Below are 19,189 nucleotides of genomic sequence, written 5' to 3' on the forward strand. Positions count from 1 at the left end.
GGGGATGTACCGACTCAAAACCGTTTTCACAGGTGAGGTGTGTGCCAGAAAGATAGCAGCTCAAACCACCGAGTTGATGATTGAATGTAAGGCGCTCAACCGGATGACGCAGCTCGGAATGCCTGATTGTTACCGCGTTGCAGCCTAGAAAACGACCGAGATGGGAAACCCCTGTCCCTTTCTCAATTCATGCAACAAATCCCAAAAAAAGACAAAAAAAAGGAGAGCTGTCCAACAGCTCTCCCTACCATCAGGGTGCATCTACAAGTCTAAGTATGCCATGGCGGGGGTGGGGGGTATAACCCTCTTTTATGACGTTTTGGACAAGTTTCCTTGAAGATTGCGGTCACTTACCGTTCAGCTTTTGACTCAGAAGCTGATTGGTCAGCTTCGGGTCAGCTCGCCCGCCCGTTCGCTTCATCACTTGCCCAACGAAGAAACCCTGGAGCTTTTTCTTACCCGCCCGATACTTTTCGAGCTCGTCGGGATGGGCGGCAAGCACTTCGTCGATCATGGCCTCGATCTCGCCGGTGTCGGAAATTTGACTCAGCCCCTTTTGCTCGACGATGGCTTTGGGTGAGCCTCCCTGGCTCAGCAGTTCTGGCAGCAGGTCTTTGCCAATTTTGTTGCTAATGGTCCCCGCTTCGATCATCTGCACCATTTCGGCAAGGCTTTCTGGCTTTAGCTTAATCTCGTCGATGCTGACTTTCTCGGCATTCAGGTAGGCGGCAATGTCGCTCATCACCCAGTTGGCCACCAGCTTAGCCGAAGCCCCAGCGGCTACAGCTGCTTCGAAATAGTCCGCTACGGTTTTATCGTCGGTCAGGATGCGAGCATCGTAGACCGATAGGCCCAACTCCGACTCATAGCGCTGGCGCTTTTTAGCGGGCAGCTCGGGCAGCTCGGCCTGCCAGCTTTCGAGCTGCTGTAGAGAAACCTCGATCGGCGGCAGGTCCGGTTCAGGAAAGTAGCGATAGTCGCTAGAACCTTCCTTCGACCGCATGCTAATGGTGCGCTGAGCGCCCTCCTCCCAGAGGCGAGTTTCCTGCATAATGGGCTCGCCGGACTCAATCGCTGCAATCTGCCGCTCAATCTCGTAGTCAATCGCCCGCTGAATGGCACTGAAGGAGTTCATATTTTTGATTTCTACCTTCGTGCCAAATTCTTGCTGGCCAACCGGGCGGACGGAAATATTGACATCACAGCGCAGCGACCCCTCTTGCATGTTGCCGTCGCTGACGCCCAGATAGCGGACAATCCGGCGCAGCTCCTGAGCATACTCAGCCGCTTCCTGCCCCGATCGCAGATCGGGCTCAGAGACAATTTCGATTAGGGGAATGCCCGCCCGGTTGTAATCGACCAGAGAGTAGGCTGAACCCGAAAGCCGATCGCTGCCGGCATGGACGAGTTTACCGGCGTCTTCCTCCATATGCAGGCGGGTAATGCCGATTCGCTTACGCACGGCTTCCCCAGCTTCTGTTAGCTCAATCTCCAGCCAGCCGTGCTCGGCGATGGGCAGATCGTACTGAGAAATTTGGTAGTTTTTCGGCAGGTCGGGATAAAAATACTGCTTGCGGTCAAACTTGCTGTAGGGAGCAATCTGGCAGCTGAGCGCTAGGCCAGTCTTGACCGCGTACTCTAGTACCTTTTGATTGAGCACAGGCAGGACGCCTGGCAGGCCCATCGTCACCGGGTCAATGTAGGTATTCGGGTCAGCCCCAAACTCAGTTGAGCTAGCCGAGAAAATCTTGGTTTCGGTACTCAGCTGACAGTGAGTTTCCAGACCGATGACGGCTTCGTATTGGGTTTTAACCGGTGCGGCAGTAGTCATAGATGCCTTACTGTGGGTTGTGATAGATGTGTCTTATTGTAGCGAGGTTTAATCCTGACGATGACTGTGGATAATGACCCTACAGACGACCGTACCTACGATTCGACGCTCTATGTCCAGCAGGCAGTAGCGCTACTGGGCCTGCCTGTATCCCCGGCTCAGCTGTCGGCTGTGATCGAAGAATTTGAGCGAGTCCGCGCGATCGCACAGACCGTCTTAGACTGGCCCCTACCCGATGACCTAGAGGCCGCACCCAGGTTTGAGCCATGAATCCGCCTGCGACCGCTTGGCAAACGGCCGCTGCGGTCAGCCGCGGTGAGACCTCTGCCCGTTCGGGAGTCACCGCAGTGCTAGCCCGGATTGAGGCTCAGAACGCTCGACTGAACTGCTTTACAGATATTTTTTCCACCGCGGCGCTGGCGGCGGCAGACCAGATCGACCGTCAGGTCGCAGCCGGACAAGACCCTGGCCCGCTCGCCGGAGTCCCATTTGCGGTCAAAAATCTGTTTGACGTAGCCGGGACGACCACGCTCACCGGGTCTAAGATTAACCGCGATCAGCCCCCGGCTGAGCAAGATGCCACCGCCGTCGCCCGGCTCAAACAGGCCGGCGGCATCCTAGTCGGTACGCTAAATATGGATGAGTACGCCTATGGCTTTGTCACCGTCAACCATCACTATGGCGCCACGCTTAATCCCCACGATCTGAGCCGGGTCGCGGGCGGCTCTTCGGGGGGGTCAGCGGCGGCAGTGTCGGCAGGGTTAGTACCGCTGACCCTGGGGTCAGATACCAACGGTTCGATTCGGGTGCCCGCTGCCTTTTGTGGCGTCTACGGGCTGAAACCAACCTATGGTCGGCTCTCGCGAGCCGGTGCAGCGCTGTTTTCGAGCAGCCTAGACCACGTTGGGCCGTTTGCGCGATCGCTTCAAGACTTAGCCCTCGCCTATGACGCTCTACAGGGTTACGACCCACGCGACCCGGTCTGTCGCGACCAGCCCCCGGAGCCTGCCCTCCCTTCCCTGAACCAGGGCATTGAAGGATTGAGACTCGCGATCGCGGATGACCATTTCGCCCGTGGCATGAGCCCGCCCGTCGCCCAGGCGATGCAGCAGGTCGCTGAAGCGCTTAACGTTACTCAGACCGTTACCCTACCCGAAGCGGCCCGAGCCCGGGCCGCTGCCTACCTGATTACTGCCAGCGAAGGCAGCCAGCTCCACCTATCGAAGCTTCAGACAAGGCTGCAAGACTTTGACCCGGCGACTCGCGATCGGTTCGTGGCCGGGGCCTTAATTCCCAGCAGCTGGTACCTCCAGGCCCAGCGCTGGCGGCGGTGGTACCGCGATCGAGTCAGCGAAATTTTCCGGTCTGTCGCTCTAATTTTGGCCCCGACGACGCCCTGCATTGCACCATTTTTAGACCAAACAACGATGTCGATAGATGGCAAGACCGTAGCCGTGCGGCCACATCTAGGTCTTTATACTCAGCCCCTATCTTTTATCGGTCTACCGGTGATGTCTGTTCCGATTCATTTACCTTCAGCGTTACCGGTTGGTCTCCAGCTGATTGCAGCCCCCAGCCGTGAAATAGACCTGTTTAGGATGGCCGCCCAGCTAGAGCGGTCGGGAACGGTAAGGGCGCGCATGGCCCCCGGGGATGAGTCGCCATAAGTGTTACAGAGCAAGACCTGTTTAAAACCGATTTATGAAGAACTCTTGAGCCTATGGGGCTGTTTTTCTTCAGTTTGTGCTTCGGCTTTAGTATCCTTAGGGGCATAGCGACTAAGTTTTTGTCAGAACTCATGGGGCATTCAGTGCGTCGCTAATCGCTAAGCCGTGTTTATTCCTTAGAGCGTATTCCTGGATGATTCGTATTCGCCTGGGCCATTTAGAAGGCTCGCTGAAGCATCGAATGTGGCTGCTCTAGCCGTCGCCTAAAGCACAGCCGTCCTTGCGCGGGTCGGAACCGCCAACCCGCATTCCTGTCTGCTGATCAATCCAAATAGCCTGGCCGCCGCCGTGGGGGTGGCTGATGTACTGGACCTGATAGCCCAAGGCAGTCAAGCCTTCAGCCGCTGCCTGCGGAATGCCCTGCTCTAACTGGCAGCGGTTGTCATAGTAAAATGCGCGGGGATGGTCGAGGGCGGTTTGAACATCCATGCCATAGTCCAGTAGGTTAGTCAGCAAGTGCACCTGACCGGCCGGCTGATAGTTGCCACCCATGACGCCAAAGGGCATAACCGCTTGGCCTTTCTGCCTGAGCATTCCCGGAATAATCGTATGCAGCGGTCGCTTCCCTGGCGCGATCGCGTTAGGATGCCCTGCCTCTAAGCGAAACCCGGACCCTCGGCTTTGCAGGACGACCCCAGTCGGGCTGACTAGGCCGCTGCCAAAACCATGAAAGGTCGAGTTGATAAAGCTAATTGCGTCACCATCGGCATCGACGACACAGAGGTAGATGGTGTCGGCATGGGTCGGAAAGTCTGACTTACTCAGCGGCTGGGCGCGATCCAGGTGGATTTTGGCCCGCAGCTGCTGGGCATAGTCGTCAGAGAGCAGCTCCTCGACCGGGATTTCAGCCTGGGCCGGGTCGGCGATCGCGCGATCTCGCACCGCATAGGCCAGCCTTGCCGCCTCGGCTTCGAGGTGCAGCCGTTCGGTACTGAGGGGCTCGTACTGGCTCAGGTCAAAACCGGAGAGAATATTCAGCATCACTAGGGCGGTCAGCCCCTGACCGTTGGGCGGACATTCCAGCACCTCATAGCCCCGATAGGAGGTTGAGATTGGCGTGACGTAGTCGCCATGAGTCCTGGCAAAATCTTCCAGCGTATGCAGGCCGCCGCGCTGCCGCAGATAGTCAACCATATCTGCCGCGATCGCGCCTTCGTAAAACCCATCTCGCCCCTGATTGGCAATGGTTCGCAGCGTGGCCGCTAGTTCCGGCTGTCGATGCAGCTCCCCAGACCGGGGTGCTCGCCCCTGAATCAGCAACATCCGCGCCGCGTTCTCATCCTGCCGCAGCTTCTCACTGTGCAAGGCCCAGTCATAGGCGACTCGCGGATAGACTGGATAGCCCTGCTCAGCTAGCCGAATCGCCGGTTGGAGTAGCTTTCTCCAGGCCAGCCTGCCATAGTCGCCGCTCAGCTGCGACCAGGCGTCAATCGCCCCGGGTATGGTCACCGCATGGGCGGTATTGAGTGGAATCTCGGTCATGTCCTTTGCTTGGTACCAGGCCAGCTCTGCTGCTGCCGGCGCCTTACCAGAGCCGTTCAGGGCAATCACCGCTTCCCCACCAGCCGGCGCATAGAGAGCAAAGCAGTCGCCGCCGATGCCCGTAGACTGAGGTTCGACGACGCAGAGGACAGCCGAGGCCGCTATCGCCGCATCGACCGCATTGCCGCCGGACCGCAGTATCTCTACCGCCGTCAGCGTCGCCAGCGGGTGCGAGGTCGCTGCCATGCCCTGAGTGCCGTAGACCGGAGAGCGACCCGGAAAATGAAAATTACGCATGGCTAGAGTTTTTTGTCACGAGCTCTGAAGGAATAAGCTACGTTAACTCTACTACCAATGGAAGGAATTTATGGCTTGACCGCGCGAACAAGCTATCCCCTCTGTGAGAGGAAGCCAGCAGCCTCAGTTGCTACATTGTGAATGTTTTGGCCCAGCCAGCACCAGTCAGTGCAGGCTACCCAGCGCGAATTGAATTCGCCATGGGCGCAAAAACTGGGCATCAGTTGAATATGGAGACTTCCTATGACAAATCTAATTTCTAAAATGGCGGTAGGTATCCGCTCTCTAATGCAGTCGCTCCAGATTAAGCACTTTTTGCCAGTCGTCTTGGCGGGGGCGCTGCTGTTGGCAACGACGCCAGGTTCTGAGCCCGTTGGTCAGGGCACCATTAACGATATCAAAGAGACTATTGAACAAAAAGACACCAGCCGGCCGTCTACGACCCGCCAGTGGAAAGAAGAGAACCGCGAGCTACAGGGCTCTCCAGGCAAACAGCTGAAGCGAATTGGCAAAGAGACCGCAGACGCTGTCAAGGATATGGGGCAGCTCTACCCTGATGTCGCAGAGAGAACGATTCCGGCGGTGGGTGACAAATAGTCCTGCCCAGCCTCTAAATCTGTAGAGGCTCAAATTGCCGAATAGAACGCTGAGAGGCGGTAGCGCATAAGAGATTTCCTCATGCTTTACCGCCTCTCAGATTCGAGTAGAAAATTTTTTGAACAGCCAGCCCAATCAGGCTACTGACTCTTTACTCTGCACTCTTCCCTCTCCATCATCTACCCCAGGTGATCCATCACGGCGAACATCGGCAGATACATCGCCACCAGAATAGAACCCACCATGCCCCCCAGAACTACAATCATAATCGGCTCCATAATGCTGGTCAGGGCTTTGACGGCCTGCTCAACTTCGTCCTCGTAGAAGTCAGCGACCTTCATCAGCATCTGGTCGAGCTCTCCGGTTTCTTCCCCAATGCTGATCATCTGAATCGCCATCACCGGGAAGACCTGGTGCTTTTGCAGCGCAATGCTGATCATGCCGCCGGTCTGGATCTCTGCCCGAGCGTCGTCGATGGCATTGGCAATCACCTGGTTGCCTGAGGTATCGCGGACAATTTCCAACGCCGTCAAAATCGGGACGCCGGAGCGCGAAAGAGAGCCAAACGTCCGGCAGAAGCGAGCCGTCGCCGACTTCTGAGCCAGGTCGCCAAACAGCGGCATCTTCAGGAAGAACTTATCCATCGTCACCCGCCCGACCGGCGTTTTATAATACTGCCGATAGGCAAAGTTCAACGCGACGATAATGCCAATGCCGAGAAAGACCAGCTGAGGCGTCCGTAAAAACTTACTGACCGCCATTAGCATTTGAGTAAAGATGGGCAGCTCGGCCCCCAGGTCTTCAAAAATAGCGGCAAAAATCGGCAGCAGGAAAACGGTCATGCCGACAAAGATGGTGACGGCTAGGAAACCCACCGTGACCGGATAGGCCATCGCCGATTTAATCTGGTTCTGCAAGCGGTTCAGGTCTTCCAGCAGCTTGGCCAGCCGGTTCAGCACTTCGTCGAGTACCCCGCCGACTTCACCCGCCTGCACCATGCTCACATACAGGTTGTCGAAGCACTTGGGATGCTTGCGCATGGATTCAGACAGGCTGGTGCCCTGCTGCACATCGGCGTTGATCCCCTGCAGGGCGACCTTGAGCTTGGGATTAGGACACTGTTCTGCCAGAATACCTAAGCCTCTGACCAGGGCGACGCCGGAGCTGACCAGCGCGGCAAACTGCCGGGAGAAAATTGCCTTGTCTTTAACCGTGACCTTGGCCATCGACGTTTTCAGATTGCCCAGATCAATATTGAAGCCTTTGTCTTCTTTCAGCTCTTGGATATGGACGCCGCGATCGCGCATCATTGTCCGAGCTTCAGCCGGGCTGGCGGCGACAATTTTTTCCCGCCTGGCTTTACCGGTAGAGTCGCGTCCAGTAGCAACATAGGTAGTCATTGGCAGAACCCTCGCATAGGTGGAGTCGGTGAATTGGCTTGAAGCGTGGTTTGAGCAGTAGCCCAGATGGATTACGGCTAGACTAGTGGCGGGCAGCGGCAGGTGCTCCCTTAGCAGCGTTAGGCGCTCCTCCAATCAGCCGCTGGAGCTCGTCTGGGCGAGAGGTTTTAGACATGGCCGCGTCAAAGGCGATAATGCTCTTACGGTACATATCTGCCAGAGTCATTTCTAGCGTCTGCATTCCGACCCTGCCGCCGGTTTGGATCGCGCCATAGATCTGCGCCGTCTTGCCCTCTCGAATTAGGTTGGAGATAGCTGGTGTCACGACCATAATTTCCTGAGCCATCACCCGGCCAAACTCGCCCGGCTTAGGATTGGCCTTGGGCACCAGTGTCTGGCTCAGCACCGCCACTAGAGAGTTAGAGAGCTGAACGCGGACCTGGGTCTGCTGGTCAGGGGGAAATACATCGACCATCCGGTCAACGGTCTGGGCGGCTGAGCTCGTGTGAAGCGTACCAAATACCAGGTGGCCGGTTTCCGCTGCGGAGATCGCGAGCGAAATGGTTTCCAAGTCCCGCATCTCGCCCACCAGAATCACATCGGGGTCTTCTCTCAATGCGGCGCGTAAAGCATTGGAAAAACTCTTGGTATCTTCTCCAATCTGGCGCTGGTGAATCAGGCTCTTGACCGGCTCATAGACAAATTCCACCGGGTCTTCGATGGTGAGGATATGCTCAGCCCGGGTCAGGTTAATGTTGTTGATCATCGACGCCAGCGTCGTAGACTTACCGGACCCGGTAGGTCCAGTGACCAGCACTAGGCCCCGGGGCTTTTCGGATAGGTCGGTGACAATCTGCGGCAGACCCAGCACTTCTAGCTTGGGAATTTTAGAGCTGAGCGCCCGCAGACAGGCCGCGTAGGTGCCCCGGTCCTTATAGACATTGACCCGGAACCGGGCCAGACCGCGAACCCCGTAGGAACAGTCGAGCTCCCAGGTTTGTTCTAGGTTCTTCCGCTGGGTGTTATTGAGCATGCTGAAAATCAGCCGCTGGCATTCTTCAGAAGACATGGGCGGATGCTCGGTCGCAGTCAGGTGACCGCTGACGCGGATGTAGGGAGGAAGCCCCGCCGACAGGTGGAGGTCAGACCCCCCCCGTTCGATCACTTCTTCCATTAGGTCTTCGATCATTAATTCCATTGGGCTACCTCATGAATGAAAAAAATTGAGCAAAATCAGCTTGACAACGTTTCAGACAGCCGGCTGCGACCAACTCCTAGCCGTCAGTTTGAAACCGAGGGGTCAGACAGTAGGGGCAGTCTATCCATTCCTGCTGCAGCTCGGCGCTACAGGTCGTACAGGATAAAACACTCTTCCGCTTGGCCTTCAGCTCTTCTTCCAGACCCTTGTCGGTGAAGGTGACGCGCTCGACTTCTTCCAAGGTCGTATGGCCCTGTCTAACCAGGTTCAAGCTGTAGGCCAGGAGAGTCTGCATGCCCTCATCGACGGCGAGCTCTTTGATGCGCTCGGTGGGCGCGCCCTGGGAGATCAGCTGCTGGATGCTTTCGGTAATCCGCATCACCTCGTAGACCCCGACCCGACCCTTATAGCCATTGCCCTGGCAGGTCTGACACAGGGTACCCGCCTGTCGCATCGGCTCGAGCTGGTCGGTCGAGACCGGATTGGCCTTGTAGAGGGTGATTTCGGAGTCGCTGGCGGCGGTGAGGCCAAAGCGAGCCAGCACTTCGCGACTGGGGTTGTAAGCCACTCGACAGTCACCACAGACGCGCCGCACCAGACGCTGGGCCAGGACACCAATCAGCGAGCTGGAGATTTGGAAGCCTTCAACTCCCATTTCGTCGAGTCGCGCGATCGCGCCTGCCGCGTCGTTGGTATGCAGCGTAGTCAGCACCAGGTGACCGGTCAGGGCGGCTTCAATCGCCGTCTTAGCCGTTTCGGCGTCGCGGGTTTCACCCACCAGAATCACGTCGGGATCCTGCCGCAGAAAGGCTCTGAGAATAGAGGCAAAGTTCATGCCCTTTTCGCGGATCACCTGCACCTGGGTAATGCCCGGCAGCGCGTATTCAATCGGATCTTCGGCGGTGCTGATGTTGACGCCGGGGTCGTTGCGCTCGGATAGAACCGAGTACAGGGTAGTGGTTTTACCCGAACCGGTCGGGCCGGTAACCAGGATCAGACCGTAGGGACGGCTGGCCATCTCCTGCATGATCTGCAGCGTTTCCTGATCGGTAATCAGCTTATCCAGTCCCAGCTGAGTAGCCGAGTTGTCGAGAATTCGCAGTACGACCTTTTCGCCGTAGCGACTGGGCAGCGTGCTGACCCGAAAGTCTACCTTACGATCTTGAAAAATGCGGCGAATCCGCCCGTCTTGGGGCATCCGGCGCTCGGCAATGTCGAGGTCGGAAATAATTTTAAAGCGGGCCGTGACCGCAGGAATGATCTTTTTGGGCAGGTCAGAGAAGGCTTCACGCAGGACACCGTCTTTCCGAAAGCGAATGCGCAGGTGCTCTTCTTGCGGCTCGATATGAATATCGGAAGTTCCCTCTTGCAGTGCCCTAACCAGAATTTTGTTGACCAGGGCGATTACCGGCGCCGCCCCGGCATCCTGCAGGGCGGCGTCCAAGTTGGCATCTTCGTCGGGCGCATCCTTGAGATCGAGATCGTTGAAGTCGAGTTCGTCTAGATCTCTGCTGACATCAACGGCCTCTTCGTAGTCTCGCTGCTTTTCGCGAGCCACCTGCTCATCCAGATATTTCGCCATCATCCGCTGATAGTCTTCAACGGTGATCACCATCCGACGCAGAGACAGCCTCTGGGGCCGGAGAATCCGGTTGAGGTCATCCTGGGCTTCCAGGTTCTCGGGATCGACCATGGCGACTAAAACCGACCCCCTGCCATCGACCTCAGTCTGAGACAGCGGGATTAGCCGGTGGCGGCGGCAGATATCAATCGAGATTAGATTGTCAATCAGCTGACTGACTTGGACCTCTGAAATGCTCTCGACTTCAGGATCGAGGGACTCGACGCCGTAGAGAATTTTAAGCTCAAATAGCTGCTGCTTCTTGTACTGCCGCAGCAGCTCTGGAGACAGCTGCTGGCCTGCCATCGCCTCCAAGACATCGGTGAGCGTTCGCCCGGTTTTGCGGCTCTCGACCAGTGCCTGCAGCATCTGGTTGCCGTCTACAAACCCCGACTGGATAAGCTGATTACCGAAGGGAGAAAAGCTCTTTTGTAAGACAAGCGCTTTCCGCTGCGATGAAGTTTTCGTCATAGCCGATGCAAGAAAAGTCTTACAGCAGTGTGCCCATAAAGTTTGGGCTAATTGACAGCCCAACTTAAGGATTTGAACTCAGCGGTTCGCCGCCGCAGACCCGAAAATTTATGATATAGTTCAAGCGTACTATTTCAAGCGACCCTGTCGAACTTCAAGCTGATACCATCAAGCCGAGGTAAAACTATGCCCACTGCGACCCAGGCCCAACGCGCTCGAAAAACTCGTGGCATGCAGTCCCGCGCTGCTCTCCCCGTACTGGCCCTAGATGCGGGCAATTACGACCTCAAGTTCTACAGCGGCAGCGGCCATCCCAAGGCGATCCGTTCGGTGCGCTTTCAGCTGCCGCAGGGGCGCGATCCGGTCAGTTTCTCCGATGCCTCGCCGCTGATTGAGCTGCCGGACGGTCGGCGCTACCATTTTGGCGCTCAGGCTTACAAATATCGTCGGCAGCAGCAGACCGTGGTCGAAAATAAAGTGGAGCTGGCCCGGCTACACCTCTATGCTTGCCTAGAACCCATCGATGATGCGAGATCAGAATTTCCGCTAGCGCTTTTCGTGTCTACGCCAGATCCAGCCCGCAATGCCGCCAGTCTGGAACAGCAGCTGCTAGGAGCGCACGAATTTAAGCGCAACGGCGTTGAGTTCAGGGTTCAGGTGGAGTCGGTCAAAGTCGTTCGCGAAGGGATGGGCGCTTACTATCACGCCAGCCAGCAGGGGCTGATCCCAGACAGCGGCTACACCATCGTCGTGGATATTGGCGGTGGCACCTGGCTGACTCGTTTAATCGATGCCGACGGCGAAGTAATCGATGAAAATGTAATGGATCGGGGCGGCACCTACGAACTGGCGACGGCGATTGGGTTTGACCATCGCCTCACCGATGCCCTGGGGACGACGGCTGACCCCTGCGTCGTGATGGATGGGTTTCGGATGGACCATGCCTACGCCGATACGGGCCTATCCTGGGCCGACTGGCTAGACGAGTATTTAGAGCCCTGGTTTAAAGATATCTTTCAGCGGATTAAGGCTCAGTACACGCCCTATATGCCCAGGGTGACGCGCTTTTTGGTGACCGGCGGCGGCTCCCATCTGATTGCCGAGCGTCTGGCCGGGCGCAGGCTGTTTGCCGTCGTGGGAGACCCCCAATTTGCCAATGTTCGGGGGCTATATTTGCTGTCTACCGATACCCAGCTATGCATGACTCCAGCCTAAGGCGTCAAAGATCCAGCGTCAGGCCCAGAATCACGCTGAGCCCAGACGTTTTTGAAAAGGCAGAGCTGATTGCGGCCCGGTGGGGGCTAAAAAATGCCCGGGCCGCCGTTGAAGCGGTCTTTCGCTGTTACGCTGACGAATATCTCTACGGCCGCAGCGAGCCCCATTACCCTGGCGCTCAGCCACCTCCCCTGACTGTTCCGGCCCAGCCCGCGATCGCGGCCCTGCCCGCCTGTGAGGCGCTGGACGCGCTAGACGATCTGCTCGCCCTCTAAGCTCGTCTATGTCTGGGCCGGGGCCGAAGTCGATATGCGCTTCGGTCTTTAGTCAGATACAGAACTTATCGATGCTGCGCTAATATTTGGATAAACTTTGAATGTAGCATCTCAACTTTTGGAGGAGAAATCGTTATCGCTAAGAAACAGCTGACCAACCGGCAAATCAAATCGCCTCAGGTTCTATTTATTGACCAGGAAGGCACTAATCAGGGCCTGACCGACACCCGCGACGCGCTAAAAATGGCGAAGGACGCGGGCTTAGACCTGGTCGTCGTCTCTGACGGTGGAGAGGCTCCCGTGGCCAAGATTATGGACTACGGCAAATTGCAGTATCAGCAAAAGAAGCGGCAAAAGCAGAGCTCTAAAACCACCGTCAAAGAAGTCAAGCTGCGCCCCAACGTCGGCGATGCCGATTATGACGTGCGGATCAGTCGAGCGACGGAATGGCTGGAAAAGGGTGACTCGGTTAAGTTTCAAGTCCGCCTGCGGGGCCGAGAGCACCAGCACCGCGATCGCGCGACTGACCTGCTGAACCGTGTGGTTGAAGACCTCAACGCGGTGAGCAAAGTGCAGACCTTCGACCGGCGGTCGCTGATCCTCACCCTAGTCCCTCAATAGCGGCCTATCCGTCGGGCTGGCTAAGTAGACCGCAAGTAGACGGCCTCGGCTAGTCTTCCTGATCCCAGGACGGGTGGCGAAACTGCCATGTCTCAGCGTCACCGGCCTGGGGGTCACAGTGGACCCTATCGACCGGGTTGGACGGAATGGTCGAGTTTTTCTATTGACCCATCGAGAAGAATTCGGGTAGCTGACCGGACAGGTCACAGCTGCGGGCTTTTTTTGATTAGTGACCTAATCGCCCATCGCCCGGCATTAGCATCCAGGTTTGGCCCTGCTCCTCGGGCATCGCTTTCAGGTAAACCTCGAAGGGGCTTTCCTGCTCGACCTGGCGATCGCGAATTTGAAGCGTCGCTACAAAGGTGCCGCGCAGATGATAGGTGGGGCTGCTCCCCTTCTGGATCTGCTCCCTGTCTTGAACCTGCACCTGCTCAATCGTAAAGTTAGGCTCTACAGCGGCGGGCAGTCCCAGCTGCTCTGCCAAGGACTGCTGGGTCTCAGCCAGCTGAGCCGCGATCGCCATTTTGACAGCCGACTGAGGCGGTTTTTCGGACAGGACGCCGCAAGCCGAGAGGACAGCAATCAGGCAGATAGTACAGAGCAGTTTGAGCGATCGCATAGGGAGCGGTGTGGTTTATCTTTCTCGCAGGCTTCTGGGATCTAGCGCATCTCGCAGACCGTCTCCCAGCAGATTGAAGGATAGGACAGTGATCACAATGAGAAACGCCGGCGGCCAGATCAGCCAGGGCTGCAAAATTAGGATAGAGGCGTTGGTCGCGGAGGAGAGCATATTGCCCCAAGACGGATCGGGCTGCTGAATACCCAATCCAATCAGGCTCAGCACCGCTTCCGCGACGATGTAGCCGGGGACCGCCAGGGTCGCTGAAATGATCACGTAGGTCGCCGTCTGCGGCAGAATGTGGCGCAGGATGATGTGCAGCGACCGCCCGCCCATCGCCTGGCTGGCCTGCACAAACGTTCGCTCCTTCAGCGACAGCACCTCGCCGCGAATCACCCGGGCCAGACCCGCCCAGCCGATAAACGAAATAATCAGCACGATGAGCAGAAAGCGCTGGGCGCTGCTCAAGCCGGGCGGTAAAATCACCCCCAACGCCACCAGCAGGTAGATCGAAGGAATCGTCATGATCACCTCGACAATTCGCATCAGCACCGCATCGATCGCTCCGCCAAAGTAGCCCGAGATGCCGCCGACCAGCAGCCCCAGCGGAAAGGAGATCAGAATGCCTACTAAGCCAATGCTGAGGCTGATCCGCCCGCCAAAGAGCAGCCGGCTGAAGACATCCCGGGCAGCTTCATCGGTACCCAAAATGTTCCAGTAGCCGGGACCTATCGCACCAAACAGATGCAGATTGCTGGGAATGCCGCCAAAAATTTCAATTTCATCGAGGTCGATCTCGCCGTCAAATGAAAACTCCGTAATTGTCGGCAGGCTGAGCTGAAAGAGCCGATACTCAGCCCCCTGGACGAACAGCCGCAGCGGTGACGGCTGGCTAAAGTCAACCTCAATTTCTCGGATTCCCGTCTCTAGATCAACCGGCCCCTGGGTGGTGGGGTAGACGTGGGGGCCGAGGAATTCGCCGGTCTGCGGATTGCGCCAGTAGACCTCCGTCGGCGGCAGCAGCGAACCATTAGCCTGCTGCGTGAGCGGATCGTAGGGCGCGATAAAGTCGGCAAAAAATACTGCGATGTAGAAAATCAGCAGCACGACTGCGCCAAATCGGGCCAGGGGATTTTGCTTGAGCTTCTGCCACCAAGAGCTGTCCATAGGCGATCGCAGATCCAGTTGAAGACAAAAGGGACCGCAGTCGCGGCATATGAAGTTTACCGCTTTCGTCCCGGAACGGCTAGCTGCCCCCCAGCATTATTTATCCTGAGCCATAATTAGGAACGTTAAAGCTGTGTAAATTTTTACGGCAAACTGGATCTTCGTCAGCAGGTTAAGTGACCTACCCAGAATTTCAAGACTCAGAGTCGGACTCGTCCACCAACGCTCTAGATTCGCCGCTCCAATCCGGTGAAAGCGGACCGCAATCGGGCTGGCTTGGTGGCTCCAAGGGGCTAATCCTCGGGTTGGGGTTAGGGCTCGCGATCGCGTTTTTAGGCAGTCGCTTCATCACGAATCGTCCCACCGACTCCGCCTCGGTGGAGCAGGCTAGCCCTAGCCAGAGCATCACCACGGCCCGAGCGCAGCCGACCGCCATCCGCCAGACGGTCTCGACCAGCGGTACCGTCCAGGCCTATGACCTACTCGCCGTCGCTCCCCGCACTAGCGGCTTGCAAATCGAAGCGGTGCGCGTCGATGAAGGGGACCGGGTAACCTCGGGGCAGGTGCTAGCCGTTCTGGACGATACGGTGCTTCAGGCTGAACTCCAGCAGGCCAAAGCAGACGTCGCCGCCGCCCGGGCTCAGGTGCAGCAGGCCCAGGCGGCTCGGGCGCAGGCAGCGGCGGCGCAAGCCGAGGCTCAGGAAAACTTTCAACGCTACCAGTCGCTGTTTGACCAGGGTGCGATTAGCGCTGAAGAGCTCACGAAGCGGCGCACCCAGCTGGCGACTGAGCGGGAACAGGTACAGGTCGCGATCGCCGACATTGACAGCGCCGAAGCCACCGTCGCCAGCCGTCAGGCCGACGTCACCCGAATTGAGGCCCAGCTCGACCAAACCCAGGTGCTCGCCCCTGCCGACGGGATGATTGCCGAGTCGAATGCGACCGTGGGCGATACGGTGGCGACCAGTGAGCCGCTGTTTACGCTAATTCGAGATGACCTGCTGGAGCTGGCGGTGAAGCTGCCCCAAACCCAGCTGCCCCAGATCAGCGTCGGTGCTCCGGTGCAGGTGTCTTCGGATTCGGATGAAAGTCTCCAGGTTGAGGGCAGCGTTCGCGCGATCGACCCGCTGGTCAACCAGGAAACCCGCCAGGCGGTGGTAAAAGTCAGCCTGCCGTCTAATCCCAGTCTGCGGCCCGGGATGTTCCTACAGGCCGATATTGTCACCGGCAGGCGGCAGGGCCTGGCCGTCCCAGCCGCTGCGGTGCTGCCCCAGACGGATGGCAGCTTTCGAGTCTATACCGTAGATGCAGACAATATTGCTCAGGCTCAGCCGGTGGAAACCGGCGCTCGCATCCCAACGCAGGGTGGGGAACCCGCCCAGATTGAGATTGTCTCCGGTCTGGAAGCTGGCTCAGCGGTCGTGGTCGAGGGCGCGAGCTACTTACAGGATGGCGATCGCGTGCAGACCATAGCAGACGAACTATGAACTTCAACATTTCTAGCTGGTCGATTCGCCGCCCGGTGCCGACGATTGTGCTCTTCCTGGTGCTTACGGTGGCCGGACTGGTGGCCTTTGGCCAGCTGGGCATCGATCTCAACCCGAATATCGATATACCGGCTGTGGTGGTCGAGGTCAACCAGGTCGGGGCCGGGCCAGAGGAGCTGGAAACTCAGGTCACCAAAAAAGTGGAAGACGCCGTTGCCGGTCTGGGCAATATTGATCAGATTCAGTCTACCGTCAGCGATGGCAGCTCCAGCACGGTCATTGAATTTGACCTGGGGGTTGATACTGAGCAGGCGACGAATGACGTTCGCGATGCGATTACCCGCATCCGCCAGGACCTGCCCCAGGATGCTGAAGATCCGATTGTCCGCCGTCTGCGCTTTGAAGGCGGTCCGATCATGACCTACACTGTCAGCTCCACCGAACGTTCGGTTGAAGCGCTGAGCGATCTGGTAGACCGAACGATTAGCCGTGAGCTGCTGGCGACGAGAGGCGTCGCCCAGGTGAATCGAGTCGGCGGCGTCGATCGCGAAATTCGGGTAGACCTCGACCCGCGCCAGCTGAACGCGCTGGGCATTACCGCGACTGAGATAAACGATCAGATTCGTCGCTTTAATATTGACCTGCCGGGCGGGCGTACCGATGTCTCTGGGATCGAGCAGGGTATTCGCACCCTGGGTAGCGCCGAGACGGTCGAGGCCCTGAGAAATTTTCGCGTGGTGCTGCCGAGCGGCGATACGGTGCCGCTGTCGAGTCTGGGCACGGTCGAAGATGATTTTTCTGAAGTGCGGCAGTCGGCCTATCTGAATAACGAAGCCGTGGTTGCCTTTCAGATCTTTCGCAGCAGCGGCAGCGTGGTGATTACGGTCGAAGAAGGGGTAAGGGACGCGATCGCGACCCTGGAAGAAACCCTCCCCGATGACATCCGCTTTCAGCTGATCTTCACGGTGGCCGACGATATCCGTGACGCCTATCAGGCCTCGATTGACGCGCTGATCCTGGGCTGCATTCTGGCGGTTGTCGTAGTCGGCCTATTTCTGCGCGACTGGCGGACGACGGTGATTACGGCGACGGCGCTGCCGCTGTCGATTATCCCTACTTTTCTGGTTCTACAGGCGTTGGGCTACACCCTCAACAGCATGTCGCTGCTGGCGCTGACCCTAGCCGTCGGCAACCTGGTAGATGACGCCATCGTCGAAATTGAAAATGCCGAGCGCCATATTCAAATGGGTAAACCGCCGTTTCAGGCGGCGCTGGACTCCACGGCTGAAGTCGGGCTAGCGGTGGTGACGACCACCGCCACCATCGTTGCCGTTTTCGTTCCCGTGGCCTTCATGGGCGGCGTTCCAGGCCAGTTTTTTAAGCCCTTTGGCGTCACGGTTTCAGTCGCGACGATGTTCTCAACGCTGGTGGCACGACTGGTGACGCCGATGATGTCGGCCTACCTGCTCAAGCCCAGGCCGGTCCGCAACGGCAACGGCCATCGAATGGGCGCGGTGCAGACCGCCGACGGCCTGATTGTGCCTCGCCGTTTAATCCCCTATCACCGGCTGCTCAATTCGGCCCTGCGGCATCGGCTGCTGACGGTGGGACTCGCGATCGCGTTCTTCATCTCCAGCCTGATGCTGGCCCGGTTTATCCCCACCAGCCTGTTTGAATCGGGCAATACTGACCTTTCCACGATTAGCGTTGAGCTGCCCCCGGGCAGCACGCTGGCCAAGACAGAGCAGGTCACCGCCAACGTCACCGACCGCCTGCTCGCCAGCCCGGCAGTCGATAGCGTCTTTGTATCTCAGACGCCGGGGGAGGCTAATGCGGTGGTGGAGCTGCTTCCTAAAGATGAGCGCGACCTGACCCGCGAAGCCTTTGAGCGGCAGCTGCGCGACCAGCTTCAGCAAATTCCAGGCACCCGGATTACCTTCGTCAATCAGGGAGCAGGCGGCAGTTCTAAAGCGCTGGATATTGTTCTCAAGAGTGACAATCCCGATGCCTTAGAGCAGGCCGCACAGGCGCTGACTCGCCAGATGCGGCAGATTCCCGGGCTGGTGGAAGTCAGCTCCACGGCTAGCCTGGTACAGCCCGAGATTCTGATTCAGCCAGACCCCGCCCGTGCCGCTGACCTAGGCGTCTCAGTCAGCGACATTGCCCGCACCGCATCCCTCGCGACGATTGGCGATACGGAGTCGAATCTGGCCGAGTTTGACGTGGGCGATCGCCAGATTCCGATCCGCGTGCGTCTAGCGCAGCGGTTTCGCGACGATATCAGTACCCTAGAAAATCTTCAGGTGCCTAGCCAGAACGGCAGCCAGGTGCCGCTGATCGCGGTGGCCGATATCCGCTACGGCAGCGGCCCGGCGGAGATTAACCGGATCGACCGGTCTCGGCAGGTCACCGTTGGAGCCAATCTCCAAGGCATTACCCTGGGACAGGCAATCGAAGCCGTCGATCCCTTTTTGGAAACCTTACCCGCCGGGGTGACTCAGCAGCCTACCGGAGATGCCGAAATTCAACAGGAGATCTTTAGCCGCTTTGGTCTGGCCTTAGGCACGGCGATACTGATTATCTACGCCGTCCTGGTGCTGCTCTATAACGATTTCATCTTTCCCTTTGCGGTCATGGTTGCCCTGCCGCTCTGCATCGGCGGAGCCTTGCTGGGTCTGATGATTGCTCAAAAGCCGCTCGGCCTGTTTGCGCTGATTGGCATCGTGCTGCTGATGGGCCTGGTCACCAAAAATTCAATTCTGCTGGTGGACTATGCCCTGATGGCCCGGCAGGCGGGCAAGACGCCGCGCCAATCCGTCATTGAGGCGGGCATGACCCGGCTGCGTCCGATTCTGATGACTTCGATTTCTACCGTAGCGGGGATGGTGCCGATTGCGCTGGAATGGGGCGCGGGCGGCGAGACTCGTAGCCCAATGGCGATCGCGGTGATCGGCGGCTTTTCTACCGCGACTTTGCTGACCCTGGTGGTGGTACCGGTGGTCTTCACCTACATTTCGGGCTTTCGCGATCGGCTGGCAAAGCTGTTGGGCCGCGTGACTGATGTGGGCAAAGCCCCGCCCGATGTTTCAGAGGAGAAGACTCGCCAACAGGGCTCAACCCAACCTCGAGAGCCGCTGAACAAGTAAACAATACCGGTTCCCTAAGGCGATGTAGAAATTTT

General features: G+C 57.9%; 15 protein-coding genes. 8 read left to right on the forward strand and 7 right to left on the reverse strand.

Features of this window, described 5'->3' with window-relative positions; genetic code table 11:
• Positions 1 to 346: 346 nt before the first annotated feature.
• Entirely contained in the window at positions 347 to 1,831 is a 1,485-nt protein-coding gene (gene gatB, locus IQ241_RS20315; protein ID WP_193910762.1) for an Asp-tRNA(Asn)/Glu-tRNA(Gln) amidotransferase subunit GatB, read from the reverse strand.
• Between the two features lie 66 nt (positions 1,832 to 1,897).
• Between gatB and IQ241_RS20320 the strand changes: the two genes are divergently transcribed.
• Together IQ241_RS20320 and IQ241_RS20325 are read left to right on the forward strand one after the other, a co-directional pair.
• Complete coding sequence (locus tag IQ241_RS20320) at positions 1,898 to 2,101, forward strand: DUF4089 domain-containing protein (RefSeq protein WP_322743724.1); 204 nt, start codon at positions 1,898 to 1,900, stop codon at positions 2,099 to 2,101.
• Entirely contained in the window at positions 2,098 to 3,498 is a 1,401-nt protein-coding gene (locus IQ241_RS20325) for an AtzE family amidohydrolase (protein ID WP_193910766.1), read from the forward strand. The genes IQ241_RS20320 and IQ241_RS20325 overlap by 4 nt, the downstream gene beginning before the upstream one ends.
• A gap of 252 nt (positions 3,499 to 3,750) precedes the next feature.
• Here the strand turns inward: IQ241_RS20325 and ggt are convergent, their stop codons facing one another.
• Complete coding sequence (ggt, locus tag IQ241_RS20330) at positions 3,751 to 5,337, reverse strand: gamma-glutamyltransferase (protein WP_193910768.1); 1,587 nt, start codon at positions 5,335 to 5,337, stop codon at positions 3,751 to 3,753.
• Positions 5,338 to 5,580: 243 nt separating this feature from the next.
• Here ggt and IQ241_RS20335 point away from each other — a divergent pair, with 243 nt between their 5' ends.
• Complete coding sequence (locus IQ241_RS20335; RefSeq protein WP_193910770.1) at positions 5,581 to 5,934, forward strand: hypothetical protein; 354 nt, start codon at positions 5,581 to 5,583, stop codon at positions 5,932 to 5,934.
• A gap of 179 nt (positions 5,935 to 6,113) precedes the next feature.
• On the opposite strand, the gene IQ241_RS20340 is transcribed toward IQ241_RS20335, so the two are convergent.
• The 3 genes from IQ241_RS20340 to IQ241_RS20350 form a co-directional block, all read right to left on the reverse strand.
• Positions 6,114 to 7,334 (reverse strand): type II secretion system F family protein, encoded by a 1,221-nt coding sequence (locus IQ241_RS20340; protein ID WP_193910772.1) that lies wholly within the window; start codon positions 7,332 to 7,334, stop codon positions 6,114 to 6,116.
• A gap of 82 nt (positions 7,335 to 7,416) precedes the next feature.
• On the reverse strand, positions 7,417 to 8,532 hold the full coding sequence (locus IQ241_RS20345; RefSeq protein WP_193910774.1) for a type IV pilus twitching motility protein PilT: 1,116 nt from the start codon (positions 8,530 to 8,532) through the stop codon (positions 7,417 to 7,419).
• Positions 8,533 to 8,608: 76 nt separating this feature from the next.
• Entirely contained in the window at positions 8,609 to 10,624 is a 2,016-nt protein-coding gene (locus tag IQ241_RS20350) for a GspE/PulE family protein (RefSeq protein WP_193910776.1), read from the reverse strand.
• Between the two features lie 186 nt (positions 10,625 to 10,810).
• Between IQ241_RS20350 and IQ241_RS20355 the strand changes: the two genes are divergently transcribed.
• From IQ241_RS20355 to infC, 3 genes are all read left to right on the forward strand, one after another.
• Entirely contained in the window at positions 10,811 to 11,839 is a 1,029-nt protein-coding gene (locus tag IQ241_RS20355) for a ParM/StbA family protein (protein ID WP_193910778.1), read from the forward strand.
• Complete coding sequence (locus tag IQ241_RS20360) at positions 11,821 to 12,114, forward strand: hypothetical protein (RefSeq protein WP_193910780.1); 294 nt, start codon at positions 11,821 to 11,823, stop codon at positions 12,112 to 12,114. The genes IQ241_RS20355 and IQ241_RS20360 overlap by 19 nt, the downstream gene beginning before the upstream one ends.
• Before the next feature lie 150 nt (positions 12,115 to 12,264).
• Positions 12,265 to 12,735 carry a translation initiation factor IF-3 gene (infC, locus tag IQ241_RS20365; protein ID WP_228021905.1) on the forward strand — a complete coding sequence of 157 codons (471 nt, stop codon included), beginning with the start codon at positions 12,265 to 12,267 and terminating at the stop codon, positions 12,733 to 12,735.
• Positions 12,736 to 12,961: 226 nt separating this feature from the next.
• Here the strand turns inward: infC and IQ241_RS20370 are convergent, their stop codons facing one another.
• Positions 12,962 to 13,354 carry a hypothetical protein gene (locus IQ241_RS20370; protein WP_193910782.1) on the reverse strand — a complete coding sequence of 131 codons (393 nt, stop codon included), beginning with the start codon at positions 13,352 to 13,354 and terminating at the stop codon, positions 12,962 to 12,964.
• Positions 13,355 to 13,369: 15 nt separating this feature from the next.
• Positions 13,370 to 14,521, reverse strand: a complete 1,152-nt coding sequence (locus tag IQ241_RS20375; protein ID WP_193910784.1) for an ABC transporter permease — start codon at positions 14,519 to 14,521, stop codon at positions 13,370 to 13,372.
• Positions 14,522 to 14,697: 176 nt separating this feature from the next.
• On the opposite strand from IQ241_RS20375, the gene IQ241_RS20380 reads away from it, so the two are divergent.
• Together IQ241_RS20380 and IQ241_RS20385 are read left to right on the forward strand one after the other, a co-directional pair.
• Positions 14,698 to 16,008, forward strand: coding sequence for an efflux RND transporter periplasmic adaptor subunit (locus IQ241_RS20380; protein ID WP_193910786.1), 1,311 nt, complete (start codon positions 14,698 to 14,700; stop codon positions 16,006 to 16,008).
• Positions 16,005 to 19,154 (forward strand): efflux RND transporter permease subunit, encoded by a 3,150-nt coding sequence (locus tag IQ241_RS20385; protein WP_193910788.1) that lies wholly within the window; start codon positions 16,005 to 16,007, stop codon positions 19,152 to 19,154. Before IQ241_RS20380 ends, IQ241_RS20385 begins: the two co-directional genes overlap by 4 nt.
• The last annotated feature ends 35 nt before the right edge of the window (positions 19,155 to 19,189 follow it).

Origin of the sequence: Vasconcelosia minhoensis LEGE 07310 (assembly GCF_015207255.1) — a bacterium.
Taxonomy (GTDB): Bacteria; Cyanobacteriota; Cyanobacteriia; order Phormidesmidales; family Phormidesmidaceae; genus Vasconcelosia; species Vasconcelosia minhoensis.

What these genes read in the sequence shown, in the direction of transcription:
- gatB (WP_193910762.1), bottom strand. Translation starts at nt 1,831, where the DNA reads ATGACTACTGCCGCACCGGTTAAAACCCAATACGAAGCCGTCATCGGT.
- IQ241_RS20325 (WP_193910766.1), top strand. Translation starts at nt 2,098, where the DNA reads ATGAATCCGCCTGCGACCGCTTGGCAAACGGCCGCTGCGGTCAGCCGC.
- ggt (WP_193910768.1), bottom strand. Translation starts at nt 5,337, where the DNA reads ATGCGTAATTTTCATTTTCCGGGTCGCTCTCCGGTCTACGGCACTCAG.
- IQ241_RS20335 (WP_193910770.1), top strand. Translation starts at nt 5,581, where the DNA reads ATGACAAATCTAATTTCTAAAATGGCGGTAGGTATCCGCTCTCTAATG.
- IQ241_RS20340 (WP_193910772.1), bottom strand. Translation starts at nt 7,334, where the DNA reads ATGACTACCTATGTTGCTACTGGACGCGACTCTACCGGTAAAGCCAGG.
- IQ241_RS20345 (WP_193910774.1), bottom strand. Translation starts at nt 8,532, where the DNA reads ATGGAATTAATGATCGAAGACCTAATGGAAGAAGTGATCGAACGGGGG.
- IQ241_RS20350 (WP_193910776.1), bottom strand. Translation starts at nt 10,624, where the DNA reads ATGACGAAAACTTCATCGCAGCGGAAAGCGCTTGTCTTACAAAAGAGC.
- IQ241_RS20355 (WP_193910778.1), top strand. Translation starts at nt 10,811, where the DNA reads ATGCCCACTGCGACCCAGGCCCAACGCGCTCGAAAAACTCGTGGCATG.
- IQ241_RS20360 (WP_193910780.1), top strand. Translation starts at nt 11,821, where the DNA reads ATGCATGACTCCAGCCTAAGGCGTCAAAGATCCAGCGTCAGGCCCAGA.
- IQ241_RS20370 (WP_193910782.1), bottom strand. Translation starts at nt 13,354, where the DNA reads ATGCGATCGCTCAAACTGCTCTGTACTATCTGCCTGATTGCTGTCCTC.
- IQ241_RS20375 (WP_193910784.1), bottom strand. Translation starts at nt 14,521, where the DNA reads ATGGACAGCTCTTGGTGGCAGAAGCTCAAGCAAAATCCCCTGGCCCGA.
- IQ241_RS20385 (WP_193910788.1), top strand. Translation starts at nt 16,005, where the DNA reads ATGAACTTCAACATTTCTAGCTGGTCGATTCGCCGCCCGGTGCCGACG.